This is a genomic window from Allgaiera indica (genome assembly GCF_900106675.1).
In the GTDB taxonomy this organism is placed as follows: Bacteria; Pseudomonadota; Alphaproteobacteria; order Rhodobacterales; family Rhodobacteraceae; genus Acidimangrovimonas; species Acidimangrovimonas indica.
This window is the reverse complement of sequence record NZ_FNOB01000005.1, coordinates 116940-137576: the sequence shown is the minus strand read 5'-3', so window position 1 is coordinate 137576 and position 20637 is coordinate 116940. Positions and strand designations below refer to the sequence as shown.

Below are 20637 nucleotides of genomic sequence, written 5' to 3'. Positions count from 1 at the left end.
CAGCCCCGCCGCCGGGCCCTTTCCTAAGAGTTTCGAGAAACGCCCCATGCTCGGTTTCATCCTGCGCCGCCTTCTGATCGCGATCCCGACGATCCTGATGATCTCGGTCTTCGTGTTCAGCCTGCAAAAGCTTCTGCCCGGGGATCCGGTGCTGGCCATGGCGGGGGAAGAGCGCGACCCGGCGACCATCGCCTTCCTGCGCCAGAAATATCACCTCAACGATCCGGTGCCGGTGCAATATGTCCATTGGGTGCTGAACGCGGCGCGGGGGGATCTGGGGATCTCGCTGCGCACCAACCAGCCGGTCTTGCAGCTGATCGAGGAAAAGCTGCCGGTGACGATCCAGCTGGCGATCATGGCGATGATCGTGGCGCTGGTGATCGGCCTGCCGGCGGGGGTGCTTTCGGCCTATCGGCGCAACACCTGGGTCGACTGGCTGTCGAACGCGGTGGCGCTGTCGGGGCTGTCGATCCCGAACTTCTGGCTGGGGATCATGCTGATTTTGCTGGTCTCGGTCCGGCTGGGATGGCTGCCGGCGTCGGGCTATGTGTCGCCCTGGGTGGATCCCTGGCGCTCGATCGAGACCATGCTGATGCCGGCCTTCGTGCTGGGTACGGGACTTGCGGCCTCGCTGATGCGGCACACGCGGTCGGCGATGCTGGGGGTGCTGAAATCCGATTACGTCCGCACCGCCCGCGCCAAGGGGTTGTCGGAACGCACGGTGCTGATCAAGCACGCGTTGCGCAACGCGCTGGTGCCGGTGGTCACGGTGACCACGCTGTTGTTCGGGGAACTCCTGGGTGGCGCCGTGCTGACCGAGCAGATCTTCACCATCCCCGGCTTCGGCAAGCTGGTGGTGGATGCGGTCTTTACCCGCGACTACGCGGTGGTGCAGGGGATCGTGCTATGCACCGGCGTCGCCTTCATCGCCATGAACCTGCTGGCCGACATCGCCTATCGGCTGCTGAACCCGCGCATGAGGGACCAATGAGCACCGTTTCGACCGAGCTTGCGCCGCTGCCCCGGCGTGAAAACCGCGCCTGGAAGAAGCTGCGCGCCAATCCGGCGGCCATGGTGGGTTTCGTGCTGGTGGCCTTCTTCATCCTGATCGCGATCGCCGCGCCGATCCTGCCGATCGACAGCCCGATCGCCACCAACTGGTCGCAGATCCGCAAGCCGCCCTCGGCCCTGCACTGGCTGGGTACCGACGACATCGGCCGCGATATCCTGTCGCGGATGATCTGGGGCGCGCGCGCCTCGCTGCTGGCGGGGGTGATCTCGGTCGCGATCGCGGTGGTGCTGGGGGTGCCCCTGGGGGTGGTCTCGGGCTATCTGCGCGGCTGGACCGACGCCACCATCAGCCGCATGACAGAGGCGCTGCTGGCCGCGCCCTTCCTGATCCTGGCGATCGCGCTGGCGGCCTTCCTGGGGCCGTCGCTGACCAATGCGATGATCGCCATCGGCCTTTCTGCGATGCCGGTGTTCATCCGGCTGTCGCGGGCCCAGACGATGGATGTGCTGACCGAGGATTACGTCGAAAGCGCCCATGCGATCGGCATCGGTCACGCCGCGCTGATCTGGCGCTACATCCTGCCCAACATCTTTCCGCCGATCCTGGTGCAGGCGACGCTTTCCATCGCCACCGCGATCATCGCCGAGGCGTCGCTGTCGTTCCTGGGCCTTGGCCAGCAGCCACCGGCGCCGTCCTGGGGGTCGATGCTGAACGTGGCGAAGAACTTTCTCGATCAGGCGCCGTGGATGGCGCTGTGGCCCGGCATCGCGATCTTCCTGGTCGTGCTGGGCTTCAATCTGGTCGGTGACGGGTTGCGCGACGCGCTCGACCCGCGCGATACCTGACCCGAACCGAAAGACCGAACCAAGCGGCCGGGGAACCAAGGCGGGACGAAACCCGATCCACCGGCCGGCAGACGCAGGGACACAGAACATGAGCTTCACCACAAGACCCGAGATCCTGGGCAGCTTCGGCGTCGCCACCTCGACCCACTGGATCGCCTCCGCCGTGGGGATGCGGATGCTCGAACAGGGCGGCAACGCCTTCGACGCGGCCGTCGCCATGGCCTTCGTGCTGCATGTGGTGGAACCGCATCTGAACGGGCCCTTGGGCGATCTGCCCGCGCTGATCTGGCCTGCGGAGGACGATCGCCCCACCGTGGTCTGCGGCCAGGGCACGGCGCCCGCCGGCGCCACCATCGCCCATTACCGCGCCGAGGGGCTGCAGATGATCCCCGGCTCGGGCCTTCTGGCCACGGTGGTGCCGGGTGCCTTCGACGGCTGGATGCTGATCTTGCGCGACCATGGCCGTTTGTCGCTGCGCGAGGTGCTGGAACCGGCGATCCACTACGCCCGCGCCGGCCATCCGATGCTGCCGCGGGTGTCCAACACCATCGCCGGTCTGGCCGATTTCTTCCGCGAGGAATGGCCCACGTCCTACGCCACCTGGCTGCCCGGCGGGCAGGTGCCCCGGCCCGAGGCGCTGTTTCGCAACCCCGACCTGGCCGACACCTGGGAGCGCCTGCTGACGGAGGCCGAGGCCAAATCCGCCCGCGCCGCCCAGATCGACGCGGCCCGCGCGGCGTTTTCCCAGGGCTTCATCGCCGAGGCGATCGACGGCTGGATGCGCGACGCCTGCGTGATGGATGCCGCCGGCGGGCGCCGCAAGGGCGTGCTGACGGGCCAGGACATGGCGGGCTGGCAGGCCAGCTACGAGGCCCCGGTCTCGGTCGATTACCACGGCTGGGAGGTGTTCAAGCCCGGCCCCTGGTCGCAGGGCCCAAGCCTTCTGCAATCGCTGCGCACGCTGGAAGGCACCGAGATTGCGTCGATGGATCCCAACGGCGCCGAGTTCGTCCATACCGTGGCCGAGGCGATGAAGCTGTCCTTCGCCGACCGAGAGGCCTATTACGGCGACCCGGACTTCGCCGAGATCCCCGTCGAGACGCTGCTGTCGCGCGATTATGCCCGCAGCCGCAGCGCGCTGATCGGCGCGTCCGCTTCGCTGGAACAGCGCCCCGGCGCGATCGCGGGGTATGAGGCCTGGGCCGCGGCGGCGGTGGCGCGCGCGGCGCGCGAGACGCTGGAGGCCGGCGTCGGCGCGGGAGAGCCGACGATGGCCCATCTGACCGAAAAGCACCCGACCGAGAAGAGGGGCGACACCGTCCATATCGACGTGATCGACCGTTGGGGCAACGCGGTCTCGGCCACGCCCTCGGGCGGGTGGCTGCAAAGCTCTCCGGTGGTGCCGGGGCTGGGGATGCCGCTGAATTCGCGCGCGCAGATGTTCTGGCTGGACGAGGGGCTGGCGACCTCGCTCAAGCCCGGCGCGCGGCCGCGCACGACGCTGTCGCCCTCGATGGCGGCGCGGCCGGGCGGGGCGCGGCTGGCGTTCGGCACCCCCGGCGGCGATCAGCAGGACCAGTGGCAGCTGATCTTCCTGCTGCGGCTGGTGCATTCGGGCGCCAATCTGCAGCAGGCGATCGACGCGCCGCTGTTCCACACCACCAGCTTCCAGGCCTCGTTCTACCCGCGCGGGGTGAACCCCGGGCATCTGATGGTCGAACCGGCGCTGGGCGAGGCCGCGATCGCCGATCTGCGCGCCCGCGGCCACCGCGTCGAGGTGGCCGAACCCTGGACCGTGGGCCGCCTGACCGCGGCGCAGCGCGATGCCTCCGGCCTGATGCGCGCCGCCGCCACGCCGCGGCTGATGCAGGCTTATGCGGTGGGGCGCTGACATGGCGGGCAGGATCGGGACAAGGGACATCGCCGCCTCCGAGGTGCTGGCCGGCGTCAGCTATACCGAGGACGAGCGCGCCCTGATCGCGGAAGGCATCGAGGCGCAGATCCTGTCCGCCGCCGCGCGCCGCGCGGTGCGTTTCGACAATGCCGATCCGCCGGCGCTGCGCTTCGACCCGCGGCTGGGCGATTTCCGCATGCCAGATCCCGGGCCCTTGCGGTTCTCGCAGGTCGATCCCGGCCCGCTGCCCGACGACCCCGAGGATATCGCCTTCGCCCCCCTGCCGGTGCTTTCGGCCTGGCTGTCGCGGGGCGCGCTGACCAGCCGCGCGCTGACCGAGATCTACCTGACCCGGATCGAGGCGCTGAACCCGCGGCTGTTCTGCTTTGCCACCGTCACCCCGCACCGCGCGCTGGCCGAGGCCGACCGCGCCGACCAGCTGCGCGCCGCCGGCACGGATCTGGGGCCGCTGCATGGCATTCCCTATGCGCTGAAGGATCTGTTCGACACCGAGGGCATCGCCACCGGCTGGGGCGCCGAGCCCTTCCGCGACTGCATCCCCGACCGCGATGCCGCGGTGGTGGAACGGCTGCGCGACGCCGGCGCGGTGCTGTTGGGCAAATCCACCCTCGGCGCGCTGGCGATGGGCGATGTCTGGTACGGCGGCACGACACGCAACCCCTGGAACCTGAACGAAGGCTCGGGCGGGTCGTCGGCGGGGTCGGCCTCGGCCGTCGCGGCGGGGCTGTGCGGCTTTGCCATCGGGACCGAGACGCTGGGGTCGATCACCAACCCCAGCGAGCGCTGCGGCGCCACCGGCCTGCGGCCCACCTTCGGCCGGGTGCCGCGCCGCGGCGCGATGGCGCTGTGTCCCTCGCTCGACAAGATCGGGCCGATCTGCCGGGGCGTCGAGGACACGGCGATGGTGCTGGCGGCGCTGAACGGGGCCGAGCCGGGCGATCGCGACGGCATCGAGGCGCCGTTTTCCTACGACGCCGGGGCAGGGGTGGAAGGCCTGCGCCTGGGCTATCTGCCCGAGGCCTTCGACGACGCGGCGGGCGCGATCGAGCTGGACCGCGCCACGCTGGAGGCCGCGCGCGGCCTGGGCGTGACGCTGAAGGAAATCCGGCTGCCCGATCTGCCCTATGCCGCGTTGATGGAGATCCTCAGCGCCGAGGCCGCCGCGATCTTCGAGGATCTGACGCTGGGCGATGTCGACGACCAGCTGACGCGCCAGGACGCGGGCGCCTGGCCCAACCGGTTCCGCATGGCGCGGTTCCTGTCGGCGGTGGATCACGTACAGCTTGACCGGCTGCGCTATCGGGTCATGCAGGCGATGGACGCGGTGTTTCGCGATGTCGATGCGGTGATCGGACCGTTCAACACGGGACCGATGCTGCTGATCACCAACATGACCGGCCATCCCTGCCTGCATCTGCGCGCGGGCTTCGTGCAATCGGGGACACGGCCGCGCAACACGCTGGGCGCGCAGGCGCGGATGATCGCGCCGGGGCCGCCCTACCGGGTGCCGCATGGCATCTCGCTTTGGGGGCGGCTGTTCGACGAGGGCACGATCCTGCGCCTGGGCCGCGCGCTGGAGGCCCGCCTGGGCGTGGCGGCGCAACGGCCGGGCCTGCCGGAGTGATCGCCATCGGTCGCCGGGGCCGGCCCGGATCCGGCGAAATGATCGATCCGCAGGCATCTTCGCCGCCAAAACGATCCCGGTCGGCAAAGAACCGCAGGCCGCTATGGGCGAACGCCGCGATTTCGCCCATACAGGGAGGGCTCACCAACCCGATCGGCGGCGGATCATGGCCATCTATGCAAGTCTCTACCACCGGACGCATTACAGCTATGATCGCCCGGTCAGGCTTTCGCCGCAGATCATCCGCCTGCGTCCGGCACCACAAAGCCGCACAAGGGTGCTGTCGCATTCGCTAAAGGTCTCGCCCGGCGGGCATTTCGTGAACCACCAGCAGGATCCCTATGGCAACTGGCTGGCGCGCTTCGTCTTCCCCGAGCCGGTGCGCGAACTGAAGATAGAGGTCGACCTGGTCGCGGACATGACCGTCTACAATCCGTTCGACTTCTTCGTCGAGGAGGCGGCCGAGACCTGGCCGTTCGACTATCCCGACGATCTGCGCGACGATCTGACGATCTACCGCGCGCCCGAACCCGTGGGCCCGAAGCTGGCGCAGTTCCTTGAAACCGTCCCGAAGGACGAACGCGGCACGGTGAATTTCCTGGTCGCGCTGAACGGCCATGTGGCCGGCAGCATCGACTACACCATCCGGATGGAGCCGGGGGTGCAGACCCCCGAGGAAACCCTGACGGCGGGGCGCGGATCGTGCCGCGATTCCAGCTGGCTGCTGGTGCAGGCGCTGCGCCATCTGGGCTTTGCCGCGCGCTTCGTGTCGGGCTACCTGATCCAGCTGACCCCGGATGTGAAGGCGCTCGACGGGCCCTCGGGGACGGATCACGACTTTACCGACCTGCACGCCTGGGTCGAGGTCTACATCCCCGGCGCGGGCTGGGTCGGCCTTGATCCGACCAGCGGCCTGCTGGCCGGCGAAAGCCATATCCCGCTGGCCGCGACGCCGCATTTTCGCAATGCCGCGCCGATTTCGGGCGGCTACCAAAGCGCGGGCACCCCCGAGGTCACGTTCGATTTCGACATGCAGGTGCGGCGGGTCGCGGAACATCCGCGCATCACCAGGCCGTTCTCGGACGAGGCCTGGGCGCGGCTGAACGATCTGGGCCGCAAGGTCGATGCGGATCTTGCGGCGGGCGACGTGCGCCTGACCATGGGCGGAGAGCCCACCTTCGTCTCGATCGACGATTTCGAGAGCGCCGAGTGGAATACCCATGCTGTCGGCCCGATGAAGCGGGGGCTGGCGGACCGGCTGATCCGGCGCCTGCGCGACCGCTTCGCGCCGGGCGGCTTTCTGCATTACGGCCAGGGCAAGTGGTATCCGGGCGAAAGCCTGCCGCGCTGGACCTTCTCGCTTTACTGGCGGCGCGACGGCCGGCCCGTGTGGCGCGACGAAGGCCTGATCGCGCGGGAAGCCGAACAGACCGGCGCCGGCCCGGATCAGGCCGCGCAACTGCTGGCGGGCATGGCCGAACGGCTGGGCGTGGCGCCGGATCTGGTGGTGCCGGCCTACGAGGATCCGGCCGAGTGGATCATCAAGGAAGGCAACCTGCCCGAGAACGTGACCCCCGAGAACAGCAAGCTCAAGGACCCCGAGGAACGCGCCCGCATTGCCCGGGTCTTCGAACGGGGGCTGACCGAACCCTCGGGCTACATCCTGCCGATCCAGCGCTGGCAGGCCAAGGCCACGGGCCCGCGCTGGCGGTCCGAGAAATGGAAACCGCGGCGTGGCCACCTCTATTTGGTCCCCGGCGACAGCCCGGTGGGCTACCGGCTGCCGCTGGGCACGCTGCCGCATGTGCCGCCGGCGCAATTCCCCTATACCTATATCACCGATCCCAGCGCACCGCGCGGTCCGCTGCCCGATTACCACGCCGAGGCCGGCACCGAAGGCGGCCTGCCAAAGGCCACCCCCGAACACCGCCAGCCGGTCTCGGCCCCGGCGCCCACCCGCCCGGTGCAGGACATCGTCGCGCAGGAATTGGGCGCGGGCGCCGTTCGCACCGCGCTGTCGGTAGAGCCGCGCGCCGGGCGGCTTTGCGTCTTCATGCCGCCGGTGGAATCGCTTGAGGATTACCTCGATCTGCTTGCCGCCGCCGAGGACGCCGCCCGCGACGCCGGCCTCAAGGTCCATGTCGAGGGCTACGCACCGCCCGATGATCCAAGGATGAACGTGATCCGCGTGGCCCCCGATCCGGGCGTGATCGAGGTGAACGTCCACCCCGCCCACAGCTGGGAAGATTGCGTCGCCACCACCGAGGCGGTCTACGATGAGGCGCGCCTGTGCCGCCTGGGCGCCGACAAGTTCATGATCGACGGCCGCCACACCGGAACGGGGGGCGGCAACCATGTGGTGGTGGGCGGCGCGACCCCCAACGACAGCCCCTTCCTGCGTCGCCCGGACCTGCTGCGCTCGTTGATCCTGACCTGGCAGCGGCACCCGTCGCTCAGCTACCTGTTCTCGGGCCTGTTCATCGGCCCGACCAGCCAGGCGCCCAGAATCGACGAGGCCCGCCACGACACGCTTTACGAGCTGGAGATCGTGCTGGCCCAGATCCCGGCGCCGGCGGACGCGGCCAAGACGCCGCCGCCCTGGCTGGTGGATCGCCTGCTGCGCAACATGCTGACCGACGTGACCGGCAACACCCACCGCGCCGAGATCTGCATCGACAAGCTCTTTTCCCCCGACGGTCCCACCGGGCGGCTGGGCCTGGTCGAGTTCCGCGGGTTTGAGATGCCGCCGCATCCCCGCATGAACCTGGCCCAGCAGCTTCTGATCCGGGCAATCATCGCGCGCTGCTGGAAGGCGCCCATCACCGGCACCCCGGTGCGCTGGGGCACCTTGCTGCACGACCGCTTCATGCTGCCGCATTTCCTGTGGCGGGATTTTCTGGATCTGCTGGCCGATCTTTCCGCCCACGGCTACCCCATGGATCCGATCTGGTACGAGGCCCAGGCCGAATTCCGCTTTCCCTTCTGCGGCGAGGTCGAGGCCGAGGGCACCAAGCTGGAGCTGAAACAGGCGCTGGAGCCTTGGCATGTGCTGGGCGAAACCGGCGCGATCGGCGGCACCGTGCGCTATACCGACAGCTCGGTCGAGCGGCTTCAGGTGAAGCTGACCACCCAGTATCCCGACCGCTACAGGGTGATGTGCAACCGCCGCCCGGTGCCGCTGACCCGTACTGACACGGCGGGCGAGGCGGTCGGCGGCCTGCGTTTCAAGGCCTGGCAGCCGCCCGAGGCGCTGCATCCGGTGCTGCCGGTGAACGCGCCTCTGACCTTCGACATCTACGACGACTGGTCGGGACGGGCGATCGGCGGCTGTACCTATCACGTCGCCCATCCGGGCGGGCGCAATTACGATACCTTCCCGGTGAACGGCAACGAGGCCGGCGCGCGCCGTCTTGCGCGGTTCGAGGCGTTCGGTCACTCTGCCGGCAGCTACCGCCCCCTGCCGGAGCGGACGCATCCGGAGTTTCCGATGACCCTCGATCTGCGCCGCGCGCCGGGACTGAACTGATATGACCGGGGGGAACGCGCCAAGCCCGGCCCCCGATCTGCCGCCCCTGCTGGCGGGCTATGTTCCCAAGCCCGGGGTGGCGGATGAACTGTTCGACGCCGGCGGCGGCCTGCGTCCGGTCTGGCGGCCGCTGATCGACCATCTGGCAAAGCTGACGCCTGAACAGATCGAGGAACATTTCGCGCGCGGCCGAACCTATCTGCGCGACGCGGGCGTCTATTTCCGCCAATATGCCACCACGCCCGCGCCGGAACGCGACTGGCCGCTCAGCCCGGTGCCGGTGCTGATCCATGAAGGCGAATGGGCCGACATCTGCGACGGGCTGACCCAGCGCGCCGATCTGCTGGAAGCGGTGATGGCCGATCTCTACGGCCCCGCCGATCTGGTGCGCCAGGGGCATCTGCCGGCGGAATTGGTGGCGCGCAGCCCTGAATGGCTGCGCCCGCTGGTGGGGGTGCGGCCGGCCTCGGGGCATTTCCTGCATCTCGTGTCGTTCGAGATCAGCCGCAATCCCGATGGATCGTGGTTCGTGATCGGGGATCGCACGCAGGCGCCCTCGGGGGCGGGCTTCGCGCTTGAAAACCGCATGGCCACCACGCGGATCTTCAATGACCTCTTCCCGCGCGAGAACATCCACCGGCTGGCCGGCTTCTTCCGCGCCTTCCGCGACGCGATGGACGGATTGCCCGGCACCGCCAACCGCCGCACCGCGATCCTGACCCCGGGGCCGAACAACGCCAGCTATTTCGAACATACCTATATCGCGCGCTATCTGGGCGCCCTGCTGCTGGAGGGCGAGGACATCACCGTGCGCGACGGCCAGGTGATGGTGCGCACGATCGAGGGGCCGCAGCCGCTGGGAACGCTGTGGCGGCGGGTCGATTCCGATTACACGGACCCGCTGGAACTGCACGAGGAATCCCAGCTTGGCACGCCGGGGCTGGTGAATGCGTCGCGGTTGGGCCGCGTGAACCTGATCAATGCGCTGGGCTCGGGCGTGTTGGAGATGCGCGCGCTGATGGCCTTCTTGCCGAAGGTCTGCACGGTGCTGACCGGCGAGGCCCTGCGCCTGCCCAACATCGCCACTTGGTGGTGCGGCCAGCCCACCGAGCGCGCCTATGTCAAGCAAAACGCCGGCCGCATGATGATCGCTGGCGCCCTGGCGCATGACCTGCCGCTGGATATCGGCGCGACGACGGCGGTGGGGGGCGAGTTCCGCTCGGGCGCGCGCGATTCGATCGACGCCTGGATCGACGAGGAGGGCGCGCTGCTGGTCGGGCAGGAACTGGTGACGCTGTCGACCGCGCCGGCCTGGTACGAGGGGCGGCTGGTGCCGCATCCGATGACCGTGCGGGTGACGGCGGCGCGCACGCCGCGAGGCTGGACCTTCATGCCCGGCGGCTATGCGCGGATCGGGGCTTCGGACGACGCGACGGCGCTGGCGATGCAGCGCGGCGGCGCGGTGGCCGATGTCTGGATCGTCGCCGACGGCCCGGTCCCGCACGAGACGCTGCTGCCGCCCGGCACCCGGCAGCTGGCCGATCCCGAATCGCTGCCCAGCCGCGCGGCGGAAAACCTCTACTGGCTGGGCCGCTACGTCGAACGCGCCGAGACCGCGCTGCGGCTGGCGCGCGCCTATCAGCTGCGCCTGCTGGAAGCGGGCAGCCCGGACGATCCGCATCCGGCCCATCTGTCGGCCTTCATGGCAGAGGTGGACCTGGACGCCGCCCAGGCGATCCCCTCGGGCGTGGCCGCGGCGCTGGCGGCGGCGGGGGCCTGCGCGGGCAAGGTGCGCGACCGTTTCTCGATCGACGGCTGGGCGGCGCTGCAGGATTTGTCGCGCACACTGGATCAGATGGCGGCCACGGTGCGGCCGGGCGATGACGCCGCCCGCGCGACCGGGGTGCTGTTGCGCAAGCTCACCGGTTTCGCGGGTCTGGTGCACGAGAACATGTACCGCTTCGCCGGCTGGCGCTTCCTGGCCTTCGGCCGCGCGGTCGAGCGTTGCGATGCGCTGGCGGCGATCCTGGCCGGCCTGGTCGCCGAGGGGGCGCCCGAGGGCGCGGCCGAGATCGTGGTCGAACTGGGCGACAGCGTCATGACCCACCGCCGCCGCTACCGTGGCGAGGCTACGCGCGACAGCGTCATCGACCTGCTGGCGCTGGACCCCAACAACCCCCGCGCGATCCTGTTTCAACTGACGGAGATGCTCGACCTCGCCGCCCGGATGCCCGGGGCCGGGCGCGACGGCCGCCCCTCGGCACTGATGCGGGCGATCCTGCCCCTGCAGGCCCGCCTTGCCGTGGCCGCGCCCGACGCGCTGACGGATGAGGCCCTTTCGGGGCTGCGCAATGAGCTGGCGGTAGTGTCGGACCTGCTGTCGGCGGAGTATCTGAGGTAGGCCATGCGCTACGACATCACGCTGCGGGTCGATTACGCCTATGATTTCGCCTCGGACCAGGCGCGCAACCTGCTGCATCTGCTGCCGCGGGTCGTGCCGGGGCGGCAAGGCGTGGTCGCAAGCCTGCTGACGGTCGATCCCGCCCCGCAAGAGCGCTGGGACGGTCTCGATTTCTTCGGCAATGGCGCCACCTGGATCGCCTATCACGAGCCGATCGACAGCATTTCGCTTTCGCTCAAGGCGCAGACGGTGCAGACGACCCCGGCGATGGGGATGGACCTGTCGCCGCGCCTGGCCGGGCTGGAGGCCGAGATCGGCGCCTGCCAGGACCTGGGCCCCGAGGCGCCGCACCATTTCCTCGGCCGTTCCGCCCGGGTGGCGCCGGACCCCGAGATGACCGCCTTCGCGCGCGACCATGCCGGCGCCGGGCAAAGCGCGCTGCAGGCGGTGCAGGCGGTGGGGGGCGCGCTGCACCGGGAAATGGCCTTCGACGCCGCGGCGACCGATGCGCGCACGCCCACCGCCGAGGCCTTCGCGCAGCGCCGCGGGGTGTGCCAGGACTTCAGCCATGTGATGATCGCCTGCCTGCGGGGCCTGGGCATTCCGGCGGGCTATGTGTCGGGGTTCCTGCGCACCCTGCCGCCGCCGGGCCAGCCGCGGCTGGAGGGCGCGGATGCGATGCATGCCTGGGTGCGCGCCTGGTGCGGGTCCGACATGGGCTGGGTCGAATTCGACCCCACCAACGACACCTTCGTGCGCGACGACCACATCGTGGTGTCCTATGGGCGCGACTATGCCGATGTCGCGCCGGTGCGGGGCACGCTGCGGTCCACCGGCGGGCAGCATACCGAACATGCGGTGGATGTGGTGCCGCTGGATCCGGCCTAGCGGCCGGTTGCGCGCGCCGGGGGGCCGATCAGGGTTTCAGCCGGTAGCGCAGGTGATTGTCGCTGGGCGTGAAGCTGTCGTACAGCGCGCGGGCACGCTGGTTGTCGCGATCGGTCAGCCAGTAAAGCCGCGCCCAGCCCCGGTCGCGGCACAATGCAACCAGATCCTCGATCAGCGCCCGGCCCAGGCCCCGGCCGCGCGCGCTTGCATCGACGAACAGGTCCTCTAGATAGCAATCGTCGCCCGGCGACCAGCTGGAGGCATGCGGCAGGTGCAGCGCAAAGCCTGCAGGCGCCCCGTCGACCAGTGCCAGCCGCAGCCCCATCGGATGGGCGGGGTCAAGGATGCGCGCCCAGGTGGCGTCGGTCACGGCTTCGGGCAGTCTTGTGTCGTAGAACGCCAGATAGGCGGCCCACAGCGCGCGCCAGGCGGCTTCGTCCCCGGCCTCGGCAAAGCGGATCTCGGTCTGCGGCATGGTCTCCCTCCGGTGGTTTGGCCCTTGCTAGGCGGACGCGGCGGGATCGGCAAGGGCCGGGCAGGGTGCTGGGGCACCACAGAAAGCCGTGGGGCAAATGGGGCAGTGCGCGGGGGGGGGCGCGAAGGCGGATGCCGGGGGTGCGCTTTTGCGGCAAAGCCGCGCAGGGATTGTCCTGTCCCGCCGATCTGCGATGCTTGGGAAAAGGCGGATTCGGGCCTGGCTGTCCCGGACGCGACCAAGAGGGAGAAAGCGCATGATCCGTTTCCGGCCCCCCCACCGCGCGCTGCTGGCCGCGGCACTGGGACTGGCTTTGTCGGCCGGGGCCGCCGCGGCCGCCGACGGGTTCGATCTCAAGCATATGACCCCGCAACAGAAGGCCGATTTCGGCCGGGCGGTGCGGGCCTATCTGTTCGAACATCCCGAAGTGCTGGTCGAGGCGATCGACAAGCTGCAGGCGCGCCAGGCCGAGGCCCAGGCCGCCGATGACGCGGCGCTGATCAAGGCCAATGCCAAGGCGATCTTCGACGACCCGACCTCCTGGGTCGGCGGCAATCCGGATGGCGACGTCACGCTGGTCGAGTTCATGGATTACCGATGCGGCTATTGCCGCAAGGCGCTTCCCGACATCACCCGGCTGCTGAAGGCGGATGGCAAGGTTCGCTTCATCGTCAAGGAATTGCCGATCCTGACGCCGGATTCGGTGGTCGGCGCACGCTATGCGCTGGCGGTGCGTCAGGTGGCGGGGGACGCGGCCTATGCCAAGGCCCATGATGCGCTGATGGTACTGACCGGCCCAATCAACGACGCCGCGCTGACACGTCTTTCCGGCAAGATCGGCGTCGATTTCGACGCGGTGAAGACGGCGATGGCGGGCCCGGAGGTGGCGCATATCCTGGCGCGCAACAGCGCCCTGGCGGATCGGTTGCAGATCAACGGAACGCCCACCTTCGTGCTGGGCGACCAGCTGCTGCGTGGCTATGTGCCCTATGCGCAACTGCGGGGTCTGATCGCCCAGACCCGGCGCGAGGACGGCTGACGGGGCATCTCGCCCGCAGGCTGGCAGCCAAGATCGTCGGGCGCATTCCCCCGGGGCGGAAGGATCCCGCGGACGGGTGTGACCACCGGCGCGGCGTCGAGCGCGGCGCAGCGGGGGAAGGGGGCATTGAAAGGCCGGCTCTGGCGGGACAGGTCGCTGGCACCCCGGAAGGGCCGGCGTCGCCCTTGATCCGGGCGGCTTGCCAAGGCGCCGTCGGCGAACCGCGGTGTGCCCGGCCCGGGGCGTGTCCAGGGGCGGCTGCGGCGCGCCTCTACGCGCCGGATGTCATCTGGCGCGCGGACCAGTCGAGCCCTGCCAGCCAGTCGGCCACGGCGGCGACGCCCGCCAGCCCCTTTTGCGAGACATGCGACAGAAGCCAGACTTCGCGCGCCGGCGGGCGCGCCGCGGCGATCCGCACCAGCCTTGGATCGGCGGCGCCGACGATCACCGGCAGGACCGCCCAGCCAAGCCCGGCGGCCGCGGCTTCCTGGGCGGTATTGGCGTCTGTCACCGCCACAGCGGCCGACGTTCCGCCCTGCGCCGCGATGAAGCCTGCGGGCGGAAGATGTGCAAGCGACGGGTCATAGCTGATCCACCTGGCCGGTGCATCGGGGGTGCCGAAGACCCCATAGGTCAGATCGCCGATGCGGCGCGCCGTAACCTGTGCCCCACCCGCCGTGGGCCGCGCCAGGCGTATCGCAAGATCGGCCTCGCGCAGGGTCAGGTTGAGGTCGCGGGCATCGGCGACGAGTTCCACGCGCAGCCCGGGATGCGCCGCCAGGAGCGTCCCAATACGTGGTGCCAGGAACCTGTCCGTCAGGACGGGAACGGCGGTGAGGCGCACGACGGCCTCGATCCGCGCGACGGACCGGCCAAGCGCCTCATGAGCCTTGCGCGCCTCGGTCTCCATCACCGCGGCATGTTCGGCAAGGCTGCGGCCGGCATCGGTCAGCGCGATATGCCCGTCGTGCGCGCGGATGGTCAGCGCCGCTCCGAGACGCGCTTCGAGCGCATTGAGCCGGCGCGCGACCGTCGTCGGATGCAGGCCAAGATCGCGCCCGGCCGGCGCCAGCCCGCCGCGTCGCCCAACAACCATGATCAGCCTGAGATCGTCCCAATCCTGCATCAACGCAGTCTGCAACTGCACGAAAGCTTCTTCAAGCTGCGTTCATGCAGTGCGATGTTTTCGGAAACTGCCGCCGACGCGAAGGGATGCAAGATGATCTATGTGGTGCTTTTCAAGGACAATCCGGATGCGCCATCCGACCTGCGGCGCCGACATATGGCGGCGCATCTGAAGTTTCTGCAGGCCAACCCGCAGATCAAGGCCGCCGGCCCGCTGGCCGAAGCCGGCAATCCGGCGGGCGGCCTGTGGCTGGTAGAGGCCGACGACGCGCGGGACATCGAAACCCTGATCCGCCGGGATCCGTTCTGGCCCTCGGGCTTGCGCGCGACGCACCGGATCCTTGCCTGGAACCGGGTTCACCAGGGTGCAGCATGAAAATGGCCGCCGAGACTGTCTCGGCGGCCAAGCTGTTCAGCTGGGAATGCTGTCGCGGGGGTGGGGCCTTGGGCTTCCGCCGCAAGCGTCCGGGTCCGACGCGACGCATTCCTGTCTTGCTTCCGCGGGGCGGATCAGTGGATCACGCGCACCACGGTGCGGGTCTGCGGGTTCACCACAACCGGCCGCCCGTCGGCATAGAAATAGGCGTAGTTCGATTGCGGCACCGGCGTCAGCGCGACGCCCGAGGGAATTTCCACACCTTCGCGGATGGTGCCCGAGATTTGCGCCGCGGGAACCGGGTGCTCGGTGATATAGGTGGTCACCGTCTTGTCCGGACCGGTCGCGATCGCGCCGGTCGCGGCACCGACCAGCCCGCCCACGGCCGCGCCGACAGGCCCGCCGACGGCAGCCCCGGTCACCGCGCCCGCCATCGCACCGGCGGCAGCGTCGTTGCGCACGCGCTTCTTGTTGTAGTGCAGCGTCTCGATCTGCACCTTCGAAGGCGCCTGGCCTACGGCATAGGCCTGACCGTCCGACACCACCTGGATGTTCTGGGCCGAGACCCAGCCGGTCTTGCCGCCATAGCTGACCTCGCACCAGTCATTGCTGGCCAGGCAGCCCTGCAGCGCCAGATCGGCGTTCGAGGGCACGGATTCGATCTGGGTATAGGTGGTACCCGGGCCGGCCATGATCACCGAGGGACTGACCACCATGGCGCGGGTCGTGGTCGTGGTGGTGACCGAGCCGTCATTGTTGACGGTGCGCGAGGTGGTGCTGCCGTCTGCATGCTGGGTGATGTTCACCGTCTCTGCCTGGGCGACGGAAACGCCCGACAGCGCCATCGCCGAGACGGCCGCGGTGGCCAGCAGGATATTCTTTTTTGACATCGTGGACATAACTAGCATCCTCCGTTTCAGGCGACGGAACATCCGCGCCTCGATGCTGCCACAACCGGCGACCGGCTGCCCCGGATCCGGGTCCATGGCAGGCCCCCGGCGGATCGGCGCCAAGTTGCCGGTCCCGCGGGGGCGGACCCGGCAGGTTCCCGCCGTCCGGCGCGAAATAGTCCCTTAGAGAGCGGATTTCTGCGGAACCCGCGCGACCGGATCCGCATCCGGCGCGGCTTCGGCGGTCTTGGCGGCCTCGGCGGCGGCTTCGGCCTCCAGCTCGGCGGCGCGCTTCTCTACCATCTCGACGATCTGGTCGATCATCCGGTCGTTCGACATCTTGTGGCTCTGCCGGCCCGCGACATAGACCATGCCGCTGCCCGCCCCGCCGCCGGTAAAGCCCAGATCGGTCATCAGCGCCTCGCCCGGGCCGTTCACCACGCAGCCGATGATCGACAGGCTCATCGAGGTGGTGACATGTGCCAGCCGGTCCTCCAGCTCCGCCACCGTCTTGATCACGTCGAAGCCCTGGCGCGCGCAGGACGGGCAGGAGATGATGGTGACGCCGCGGTGGCGCAGGCCCAGGCTCTTGAGGATCTCGTAGCCGACCTTGACCTCTTGCACCGGGTCGGCGGACAGCGACACGCGGATCGTGTCGCCGATCCCCATCCACAGCAGGTTGCCCAGCCCGATCGCCGATTTCACCGTGCCCGACAGCATCCCGCCGGCCTCGGTGATGCCCAGGTGGATCGGCGCGTCGGTGGCGTCGGCCAACTGCTGATAGGCGGCGGCGGTCATGAACACGTCCGAGGCCTTCATCGAGATCTTGAAGTCGTGGAAATCGTTGTCTTGCAGGATCTTGATATGGTCGAGCCCGCTTTCCAGCATCGCGTCGGGGCAGGGCTCTGCGTATTTCTCCAGCAGGTGCTTTTCCAGGCTGCCGGCATTCACGCCGATGCGGATCGAACAGCCGTGGTCGCGGGCGGCCTTGATGACCTCCTTCACGCGCTTCTGGTCGCCGATGTTGCCGGGGTTTATGCGCAGGCAGGCGGCGCCGGCCTCGGCGGCCTCGATCGCGCGACGGTAGTGGAAATGGATGTCGGCGACGATCGGCACCGGGCTTTCGGCCACGATCTCGCGCAGGGCGCGGGTGCTGGCCTCGTCGGGGGTCGAGACGCGCACGATGTCGGCGCCCGCGTCGGCGCAGCGCTGCACCTGTTCGATGGTGGCCTTGACGTCCGAGGTGACGGTGTTGGTCATGGTCTGCACCGAGATCGGCGCATCGCCGCCCACGGCGACATTGCCCACCATGATCTGGCGCGATTTGCGGCGCGCGATGTCGCGCCAGGGGCGGACGGGGTTGTGGCTCATGTCGGGCTCCTGCAATGGCGGCGGCGCTGCCCCCCAGATAGCCCGGCACGGCGCCGCCATCAACCGGGCCTTGCCATCCGCCGTGCTCTTATTCTTTGGGTGAATGTTGCCACCGCCATGGCCCGGGCCGGAGCACGGCCCCGGGCGCGTTCACCCGGCAGGTAAATCACCACGCCGAGCGCGCCCAGGGTGGCGGTCGAAGACCCCGGCGGCGCGCCAGACCCTATTGCGAGGCCTGGCCCGGCGTCTTTTGCGGCTGTGCCTGGGCCACGTCGACGGCCCCGGCCAGATCCGGGTTGCGGGCCAGGTCGGCGATCTTGTACCTGTCCTCGAGGTTCTTGGCCGTCAGTGTCAGCTTCTTGATCACCTGCGCGCCCGGGGCGGCCGGACCATAGGCCTTGCCGTCGAGGATGAAATAGACCGCGCCGGAATTGCCGGCGCGCAGGGTCGCGGGCTCGGCATTCTGGGGGACGGTGTAGCGCTCGCCCGCGTCGAGGATCTTCTCGAACAGCACGGTGCCGTCGGCGGCACGCACCCGCACCCAGGCCGGGCGCACCGCCAGTACCTGCACGGCGGGGGCGGCGTCGGCGACCACCTTGATCTGTCCGTCGCCCACTGCCGCGCCGGCAGCAAGCGAGGCCACCGCGGCATTGGCCGCGGCCGCGACGGCATCCTGGCCGCTGGCGGTCTGCGTGGCAGAGGTAGTGGCAGAGGTAGTAGACGCGCCATCGGCCAGATCCATTGCGGAATCATCCGCCGAGGCCGAAAGCGCCCCCAGAGAGCCGGGCTTGATCGCGGCGATCGGGCCGTCGCGGGCCACCATCACCGGCACCTGCAGCGCCTGCGGACGATAAAGCCGGTCCATCTGGTCGTTCGAGGGCAGGGTCACGTCGGCGGTCTTGCCCTGGGGCTGGTCCGGGGCGGCGGCGACATTGGCCAGCGGGTCCAGATCGGCCACCGCGCCCGGGGCCTGATCGACCGGGGCAAGCTGCACGCGCTGCACCTGCTGCAATACCGCCCAGCCGCCGTAGCCCAGGCCCGCGATCAGCGCGATCAGCACGGCAAGCGAACCCAGCGCGCGGGGTTCGAATTCGGTCAGCAGCGCCGGAGAGCGTGGAACGAAGGTGGCATTGGGGTTGGCCAACGGGTCGCGATGGGTCATGCGCTTGGCCTGTGGGGCCGCGCGCACGGATTTCGCGCCGTCCTTCGGTGCGCCGCGCCCGCCCAAGCCAAATCCGCCCAGCGATCCGGGCAGTGCCTTGGTCCCCGATTTGGCCCCCGGCTTGGAATTCGCGGCCTTCGCGCCCCAGCCCGTCGCGCCGCCGCCGGCCGTGCTGGTCTTGCCGCCGACGGCACCGGAAAGGCCATGGGCGACGGAAAAGTCGGCCTCTTCGCAGAACCGGCCATAGGCCCATTCCGGATCCATTCCCAGATAGCGCGCGTAGGAACGCACATAGCCCGCGACGAAGCCAGGTGTCTCGAAGGCCGAGACATCGCAATTCTCGATCGCCGCGACATAGGTCGCCTTGATCTTCAATTCGCGCTGAACATCTAGAAGCGACTTGCCGAGTGTCGCGCGTTCTCCGCGCATGACATCGCCCAGGCGCAGTTCGAAATCGTCGAACCCTCTGGGTTTTACCCCGTCTCCCGCCGAAGGAGTTCCCCTTCGCCCGATCATACAACCTGCCCCATGCCTGCCTGCACGCCCTTCAGGATCTGCCCGACATTCGCGTCAAAGCCGGATCAACCTACGGCATGTTGCGCTTCGTCCACGCTTATCCGCTAGCTCATCCCGCCCGACTCATCCCCAGTCGAGCTATTGTGATCAAGTCTAGCACAGGTAAGGTAGATTAACACCAGCAATGGGGTCTTAGGCGGTCATGTCGGCGCGATTTAGCGCACAGCGGGCCCAGAGCGCGTCCATCGCGCGCACCAGGTGGTCGATCTCGCCGGGGTTATGCACCGGCGAGGGGGTAAAGCGCAGCCGTTCGGTTCCGCGCGGCACGGTGGGGAAGTTGATCGGCTGGACGTAGATGCCGAATTCCTCAAGCAGAAGATCGGACAATTGCTTGCAATGTACCGGGTCTCCGACATGCACCGGCACGATGTGGCTGCCGTGGTCGATGGTCGGCATGCCCAATGCCCGAAGCCGTGTCTTCAGGATCTTGGCATGCAATTGCTGGGCATCGCGCAGTTTCTGGCCCTCTGCCGATTTCAGGAAGGCGATCGAGGCCGCGGCCCCCGCGGCGACGGCCGGCGGCAGCGAGGTCGTGAAGATGAAACCAGGCGCGTAGGACCTTATCGCATCGACCATTTTCGCGCTGGCCGCGATATAGCCGCCGAACACGCCAAAGGCTTTGCCCAGGGTGCCGTTGATGATGTCGATCCGGCCCATCAGCCCGTCGCGTTCGGCCACGCCGGCGCCGCGGGGGCCGTACATGCCGACGGCGTGGACCTCGTCGATATAGGTCAGGGCGCCGAATTCCCGGGCCAGATCCAAGATTGCCTCGATGGGGCCGAAATCGCCATCCATCGAATAGATCGATTCGAAGGCGATCAGCTTCGGCGCCGCCGGGTCGTCGGCTTCCAGCTTGGCGCGCAGATCGGCGATGTCGTTGTGCTTGAAGATCCGCTTGGCGCCGCCGTTGCGCCGGATGCCCTCGATCATCGAGGCATGGTTGAGCGCGTCCGAATAGATGATCAGCCCGGGGAACAGCTTCGGCAGGGTCGATAGCGTCGCGTCATTGGCGATATAGGCCGACGAGAACACCAGCGCGGCCTCCTTGCCGTGCAGGTCGGACAGTTCCGCCTCCAGCCGCTTGTGATAGATCGTGGTTCCCGAGATGTTGCGCGTCCCGCCCGATCCGGCGCCGGTCGCATCCAGCGCCTCGTGCATCGCGGCCAGCACGGCCGGGTTCTGGCCCATGCCCAGATAATCGTTGCCGCACCAGATGGTGATGTCCTTCTTCGACCCGTCCGGGCGGGTCCAGCAGGCCTTGGGAAAGGCGCCTTTCTCGCGGGCGATGTCGATGAAGACGCGGTAGCGCCCCTCGTCATGCAGGGCCTGCAACGCCCCGTCGAGTGCCTTCGAATAGTCCATCGTCATCTCCCTTGCCCTGGGCGGCTGGGTGCGGGCCTATCGGTCCTTTT

The 20637-nt window shown here is 68.9% G+C and carries 15 protein-coding genes and 1 pseudogene; 9 read left to right on the top strand and 7 right to left on the bottom strand.

The genetic code is table 11. The annotated features are described in order from the left end of the window. Window positions 1-46 precede the first annotated feature (46 nt). From BLV97_RS06080 to BLV97_RS06050, 7 genes are all read left to right on the top strand, one after another. Complete coding sequence (locus BLV97_RS06080) at window positions 47-991, top strand: ABC transporter permease (protein ID WP_035843298.1); 945 nt, start codon at window positions 47-49, stop codon at window positions 989-991. Then, window positions 988-1857, top strand: a complete 870-nt coding sequence (locus BLV97_RS06075) for an ABC transporter permease (protein WP_035843301.1) — start codon at window positions 988-990, stop codon at window positions 1855-1857. Before BLV97_RS06080 ends, BLV97_RS06075 begins: the two co-directional genes overlap by 4 nt. An 88-nt stretch (window positions 1858-1945) precedes the next feature. After that, the gene (locus BLV97_RS06070) at window positions 1946-3748 is read left to right on the top strand and encodes a gamma-glutamyltransferase family protein (protein WP_035843302.1); all 1803 of its coding nucleotides are present in this window, start codon (window positions 1946-1948) and stop codon (window positions 3746-3748) included. Window position 3749: 1 nt separating this feature from the next. Continuing rightward, window positions 3750-5396 (top strand): amidase, encoded by a 1647-nt coding sequence (locus BLV97_RS06065; protein ID WP_035843304.1) that lies wholly within the window; start codon window positions 3750-3752, stop codon window positions 5394-5396. Window positions 5397-5562: 166 nt separating this feature from the next. Further along, the gene (locus BLV97_RS06060) at window positions 5563-8922 is read left to right on the top strand and encodes a transglutaminase family protein (protein ID WP_035843389.1); all 3360 of its coding nucleotides are present in this window, start codon (window positions 5563-5565) and stop codon (window positions 8920-8922) included. A 1-nt stretch (window position 8923) separates the two neighbouring features. Then, on the top strand, window positions 8924-11323 hold the full coding sequence (locus BLV97_RS06055) for a circularly permuted type 2 ATP-grasp protein (RefSeq protein ID WP_035843307.1): 2400 nt from the start codon (window positions 8924-8926) through the stop codon (window positions 11321-11323). Between the two features lie 3 nt (window positions 11324-11326). Beyond that, the gene (locus BLV97_RS06050) at window positions 11327-12211 is read left to right on the top strand and encodes a transglutaminase family protein (protein WP_035843309.1); all 885 of its coding nucleotides are present in this window, start codon (window positions 11327-11329) and stop codon (window positions 12209-12211) included. Between the two features lie 28 nt (window positions 12212-12239). Here BLV97_RS06050 and BLV97_RS06045 read toward each other — a convergent pair whose 3' ends face one another. Further along, a complete protein-coding gene (locus tag BLV97_RS06045) occupies window positions 12240-12686 on the bottom strand; it encodes a GNAT family N-acetyltransferase (RefSeq protein WP_035843310.1) in 447 nt (148 codons plus the stop codon). 256 nt (window positions 12687-12942) lie between these two features. Here BLV97_RS06045 and BLV97_RS06040 point away from each other — a divergent pair, with 256 nt between their 5' ends. Then, a complete protein-coding gene (locus tag BLV97_RS06040) occupies window positions 12943-13725 on the top strand; it encodes a DsbA family protein (protein ID WP_035843312.1) in 783 nt (260 codons plus the stop codon). A gap of 271 nt (window positions 13726-13996) precedes the next feature. On the opposite strand, the gene BLV97_RS06035 is transcribed toward BLV97_RS06040, so the two are convergent. After that, on the bottom strand, window positions 13997-14635 hold the full coding sequence (locus tag BLV97_RS06035; protein WP_244520972.1) for a LysR substrate-binding domain-containing protein: 639 nt from the start codon (window positions 14633-14635) through the stop codon (window positions 13997-13999). An 84-nt stretch (window positions 14636-14719) separates the two neighbouring features. Then, a pseudogene (locus BLV97_RS21935) lies at window positions 14720-14821 on the bottom strand (hypothetical protein); the annotation flags it as partial. Window positions 14822-14905: 84 nt separating this feature from the next. Between BLV97_RS21935 and BLV97_RS21930 the strand changes: the two are divergent. Continuing rightward, window positions 14906-15226: a YciI family protein gene (locus BLV97_RS21930; protein WP_425285084.1), complete on the top strand. Its 321-nt coding sequence runs from the start codon at window positions 14906-14908 to the stop codon at window positions 15224-15226. A gap of 134 nt (window positions 15227-15360) precedes the next feature. On the opposite strand, the gene BLV97_RS06025 is transcribed toward BLV97_RS21930, so the two are convergent. The 4 genes from BLV97_RS06025 to hemA all read right to left on the bottom strand — a co-directional run bounded on the left by BLV97_RS06025 (window position 15361) and on the right by hemA (window position 20587). After that, complete coding sequence (locus BLV97_RS06025; RefSeq protein ID WP_081825081.1) at window positions 15361-16212, bottom strand: DUF1236 domain-containing protein; 852 nt, start codon at window positions 16210-16212, stop codon at window positions 15361-15363. 87 nt (window positions 16213-16299) lie between these two features. Next, window positions 16300-17487, bottom strand: coding sequence for a flavodoxin-dependent (E)-4-hydroxy-3-methylbut-2-enyl-diphosphate synthase (gene ispG, locus BLV97_RS06020; protein ID WP_051646103.1), 1188 nt, complete (start codon window positions 17485-17487; stop codon window positions 16300-16302). Window positions 17488-17710: 223 nt separating this feature from the next. After that, on the bottom strand, window positions 17711-19165 hold the full coding sequence (locus tag BLV97_RS21525) for a helix-turn-helix domain-containing protein (protein WP_035843314.1): 1455 nt from the start codon (window positions 19163-19165) through the stop codon (window positions 17711-17713). 192 nt (window positions 19166-19357) lie between these two features. After that, window positions 19358-20587 (bottom strand): 5-aminolevulinate synthase, encoded by a 1230-nt coding sequence (gene hemA / locus BLV97_RS06005; RefSeq protein ID WP_035843317.1) that lies wholly within the window; start codon window positions 20585-20587, stop codon window positions 19358-19360. Window positions 20588-20637: the final 50 nt, after the last annotated feature.

Bases quoted from the DNA above. Each gene is read 5' to 3' on its own strand.
- BLV97_RS06045 (WP_035843310.1), bottom strand. From the start codon at position 12,686: ATGCCGCAGACCGAGATCCGCTTTGCCGAGGCCGGGGACGAAGCCGCC.
- BLV97_RS06035 (WP_244520972.1), bottom strand. From the start codon at position 14,635: ATGGAGACCGAGGCGCGCAAGGCTCATGAGGCGCTTGGCCGGTCCGTC.
- BLV97_RS06055 (WP_035843307.1), top strand. From the start codon at position 8,924: ATGACCGGGGGGAACGCGCCAAGCCCGGCCCCCGATCTGCCGCCCCTG.
- BLV97_RS06060 (WP_035843389.1), top strand. From the start codon at position 5,563: ATGGCCATCTATGCAAGTCTCTACCACCGGACGCATTACAGCTATGAT.
- BLV97_RS06025 (WP_081825081.1), bottom strand. From the start codon at position 16,212: ATGGACCCGGATCCGGGGCAGCCGGTCGCCGGTTGTGGCAGCATCGAG.
- BLV97_RS06050 (WP_035843309.1), top strand. From the start codon at position 11,327: ATGCGCTACGACATCACGCTGCGGGTCGATTACGCCTATGATTTCGCC.
- BLV97_RS06080 (WP_035843298.1), top strand. From the start codon at position 47: ATGCTCGGTTTCATCCTGCGCCGCCTTCTGATCGCGATCCCGACGATC.
- BLV97_RS21930 (WP_425285084.1), top strand. From the start codon at position 14,906: ATGTTTTCGGAAACTGCCGCCGACGCGAAGGGATGCAAGATGATCTAT.
- ispG (WP_051646103.1), bottom strand. From the start codon at position 17,487: ATGAGCCACAACCCCGTCCGCCCCTGGCGCGACATCGCGCGCCGCAAA.
- BLV97_RS06040 (WP_035843312.1), top strand. From the start codon at position 12,943: ATGATCCGTTTCCGGCCCCCCCACCGCGCGCTGCTGGCCGCGGCACTG.
- BLV97_RS06065 (WP_035843304.1), top strand. From the start codon at position 3,750: ATGGCGGGCAGGATCGGGACAAGGGACATCGCCGCCTCCGAGGTGCTG.
- BLV97_RS21525 (WP_035843314.1), bottom strand. From the start codon at position 19,165: ATGATCGGGCGAAGGGGAACTCCTTCGGCGGGAGACGGGGTAAAACCC.
- BLV97_RS06070 (WP_035843302.1), top strand. From the start codon at position 1,946: ATGAGCTTCACCACAAGACCCGAGATCCTGGGCAGCTTCGGCGTCGCC.
- BLV97_RS06075 (WP_035843301.1), top strand. From the start codon at position 988: ATGAGCACCGTTTCGACCGAGCTTGCGCCGCTGCCCCGGCGTGAAAAC.
- hemA (WP_035843317.1), bottom strand. From the start codon at position 20,587: ATGGACTATTCGAAGGCACTCGACGGGGCGTTGCAGGCCCTGCATGAC.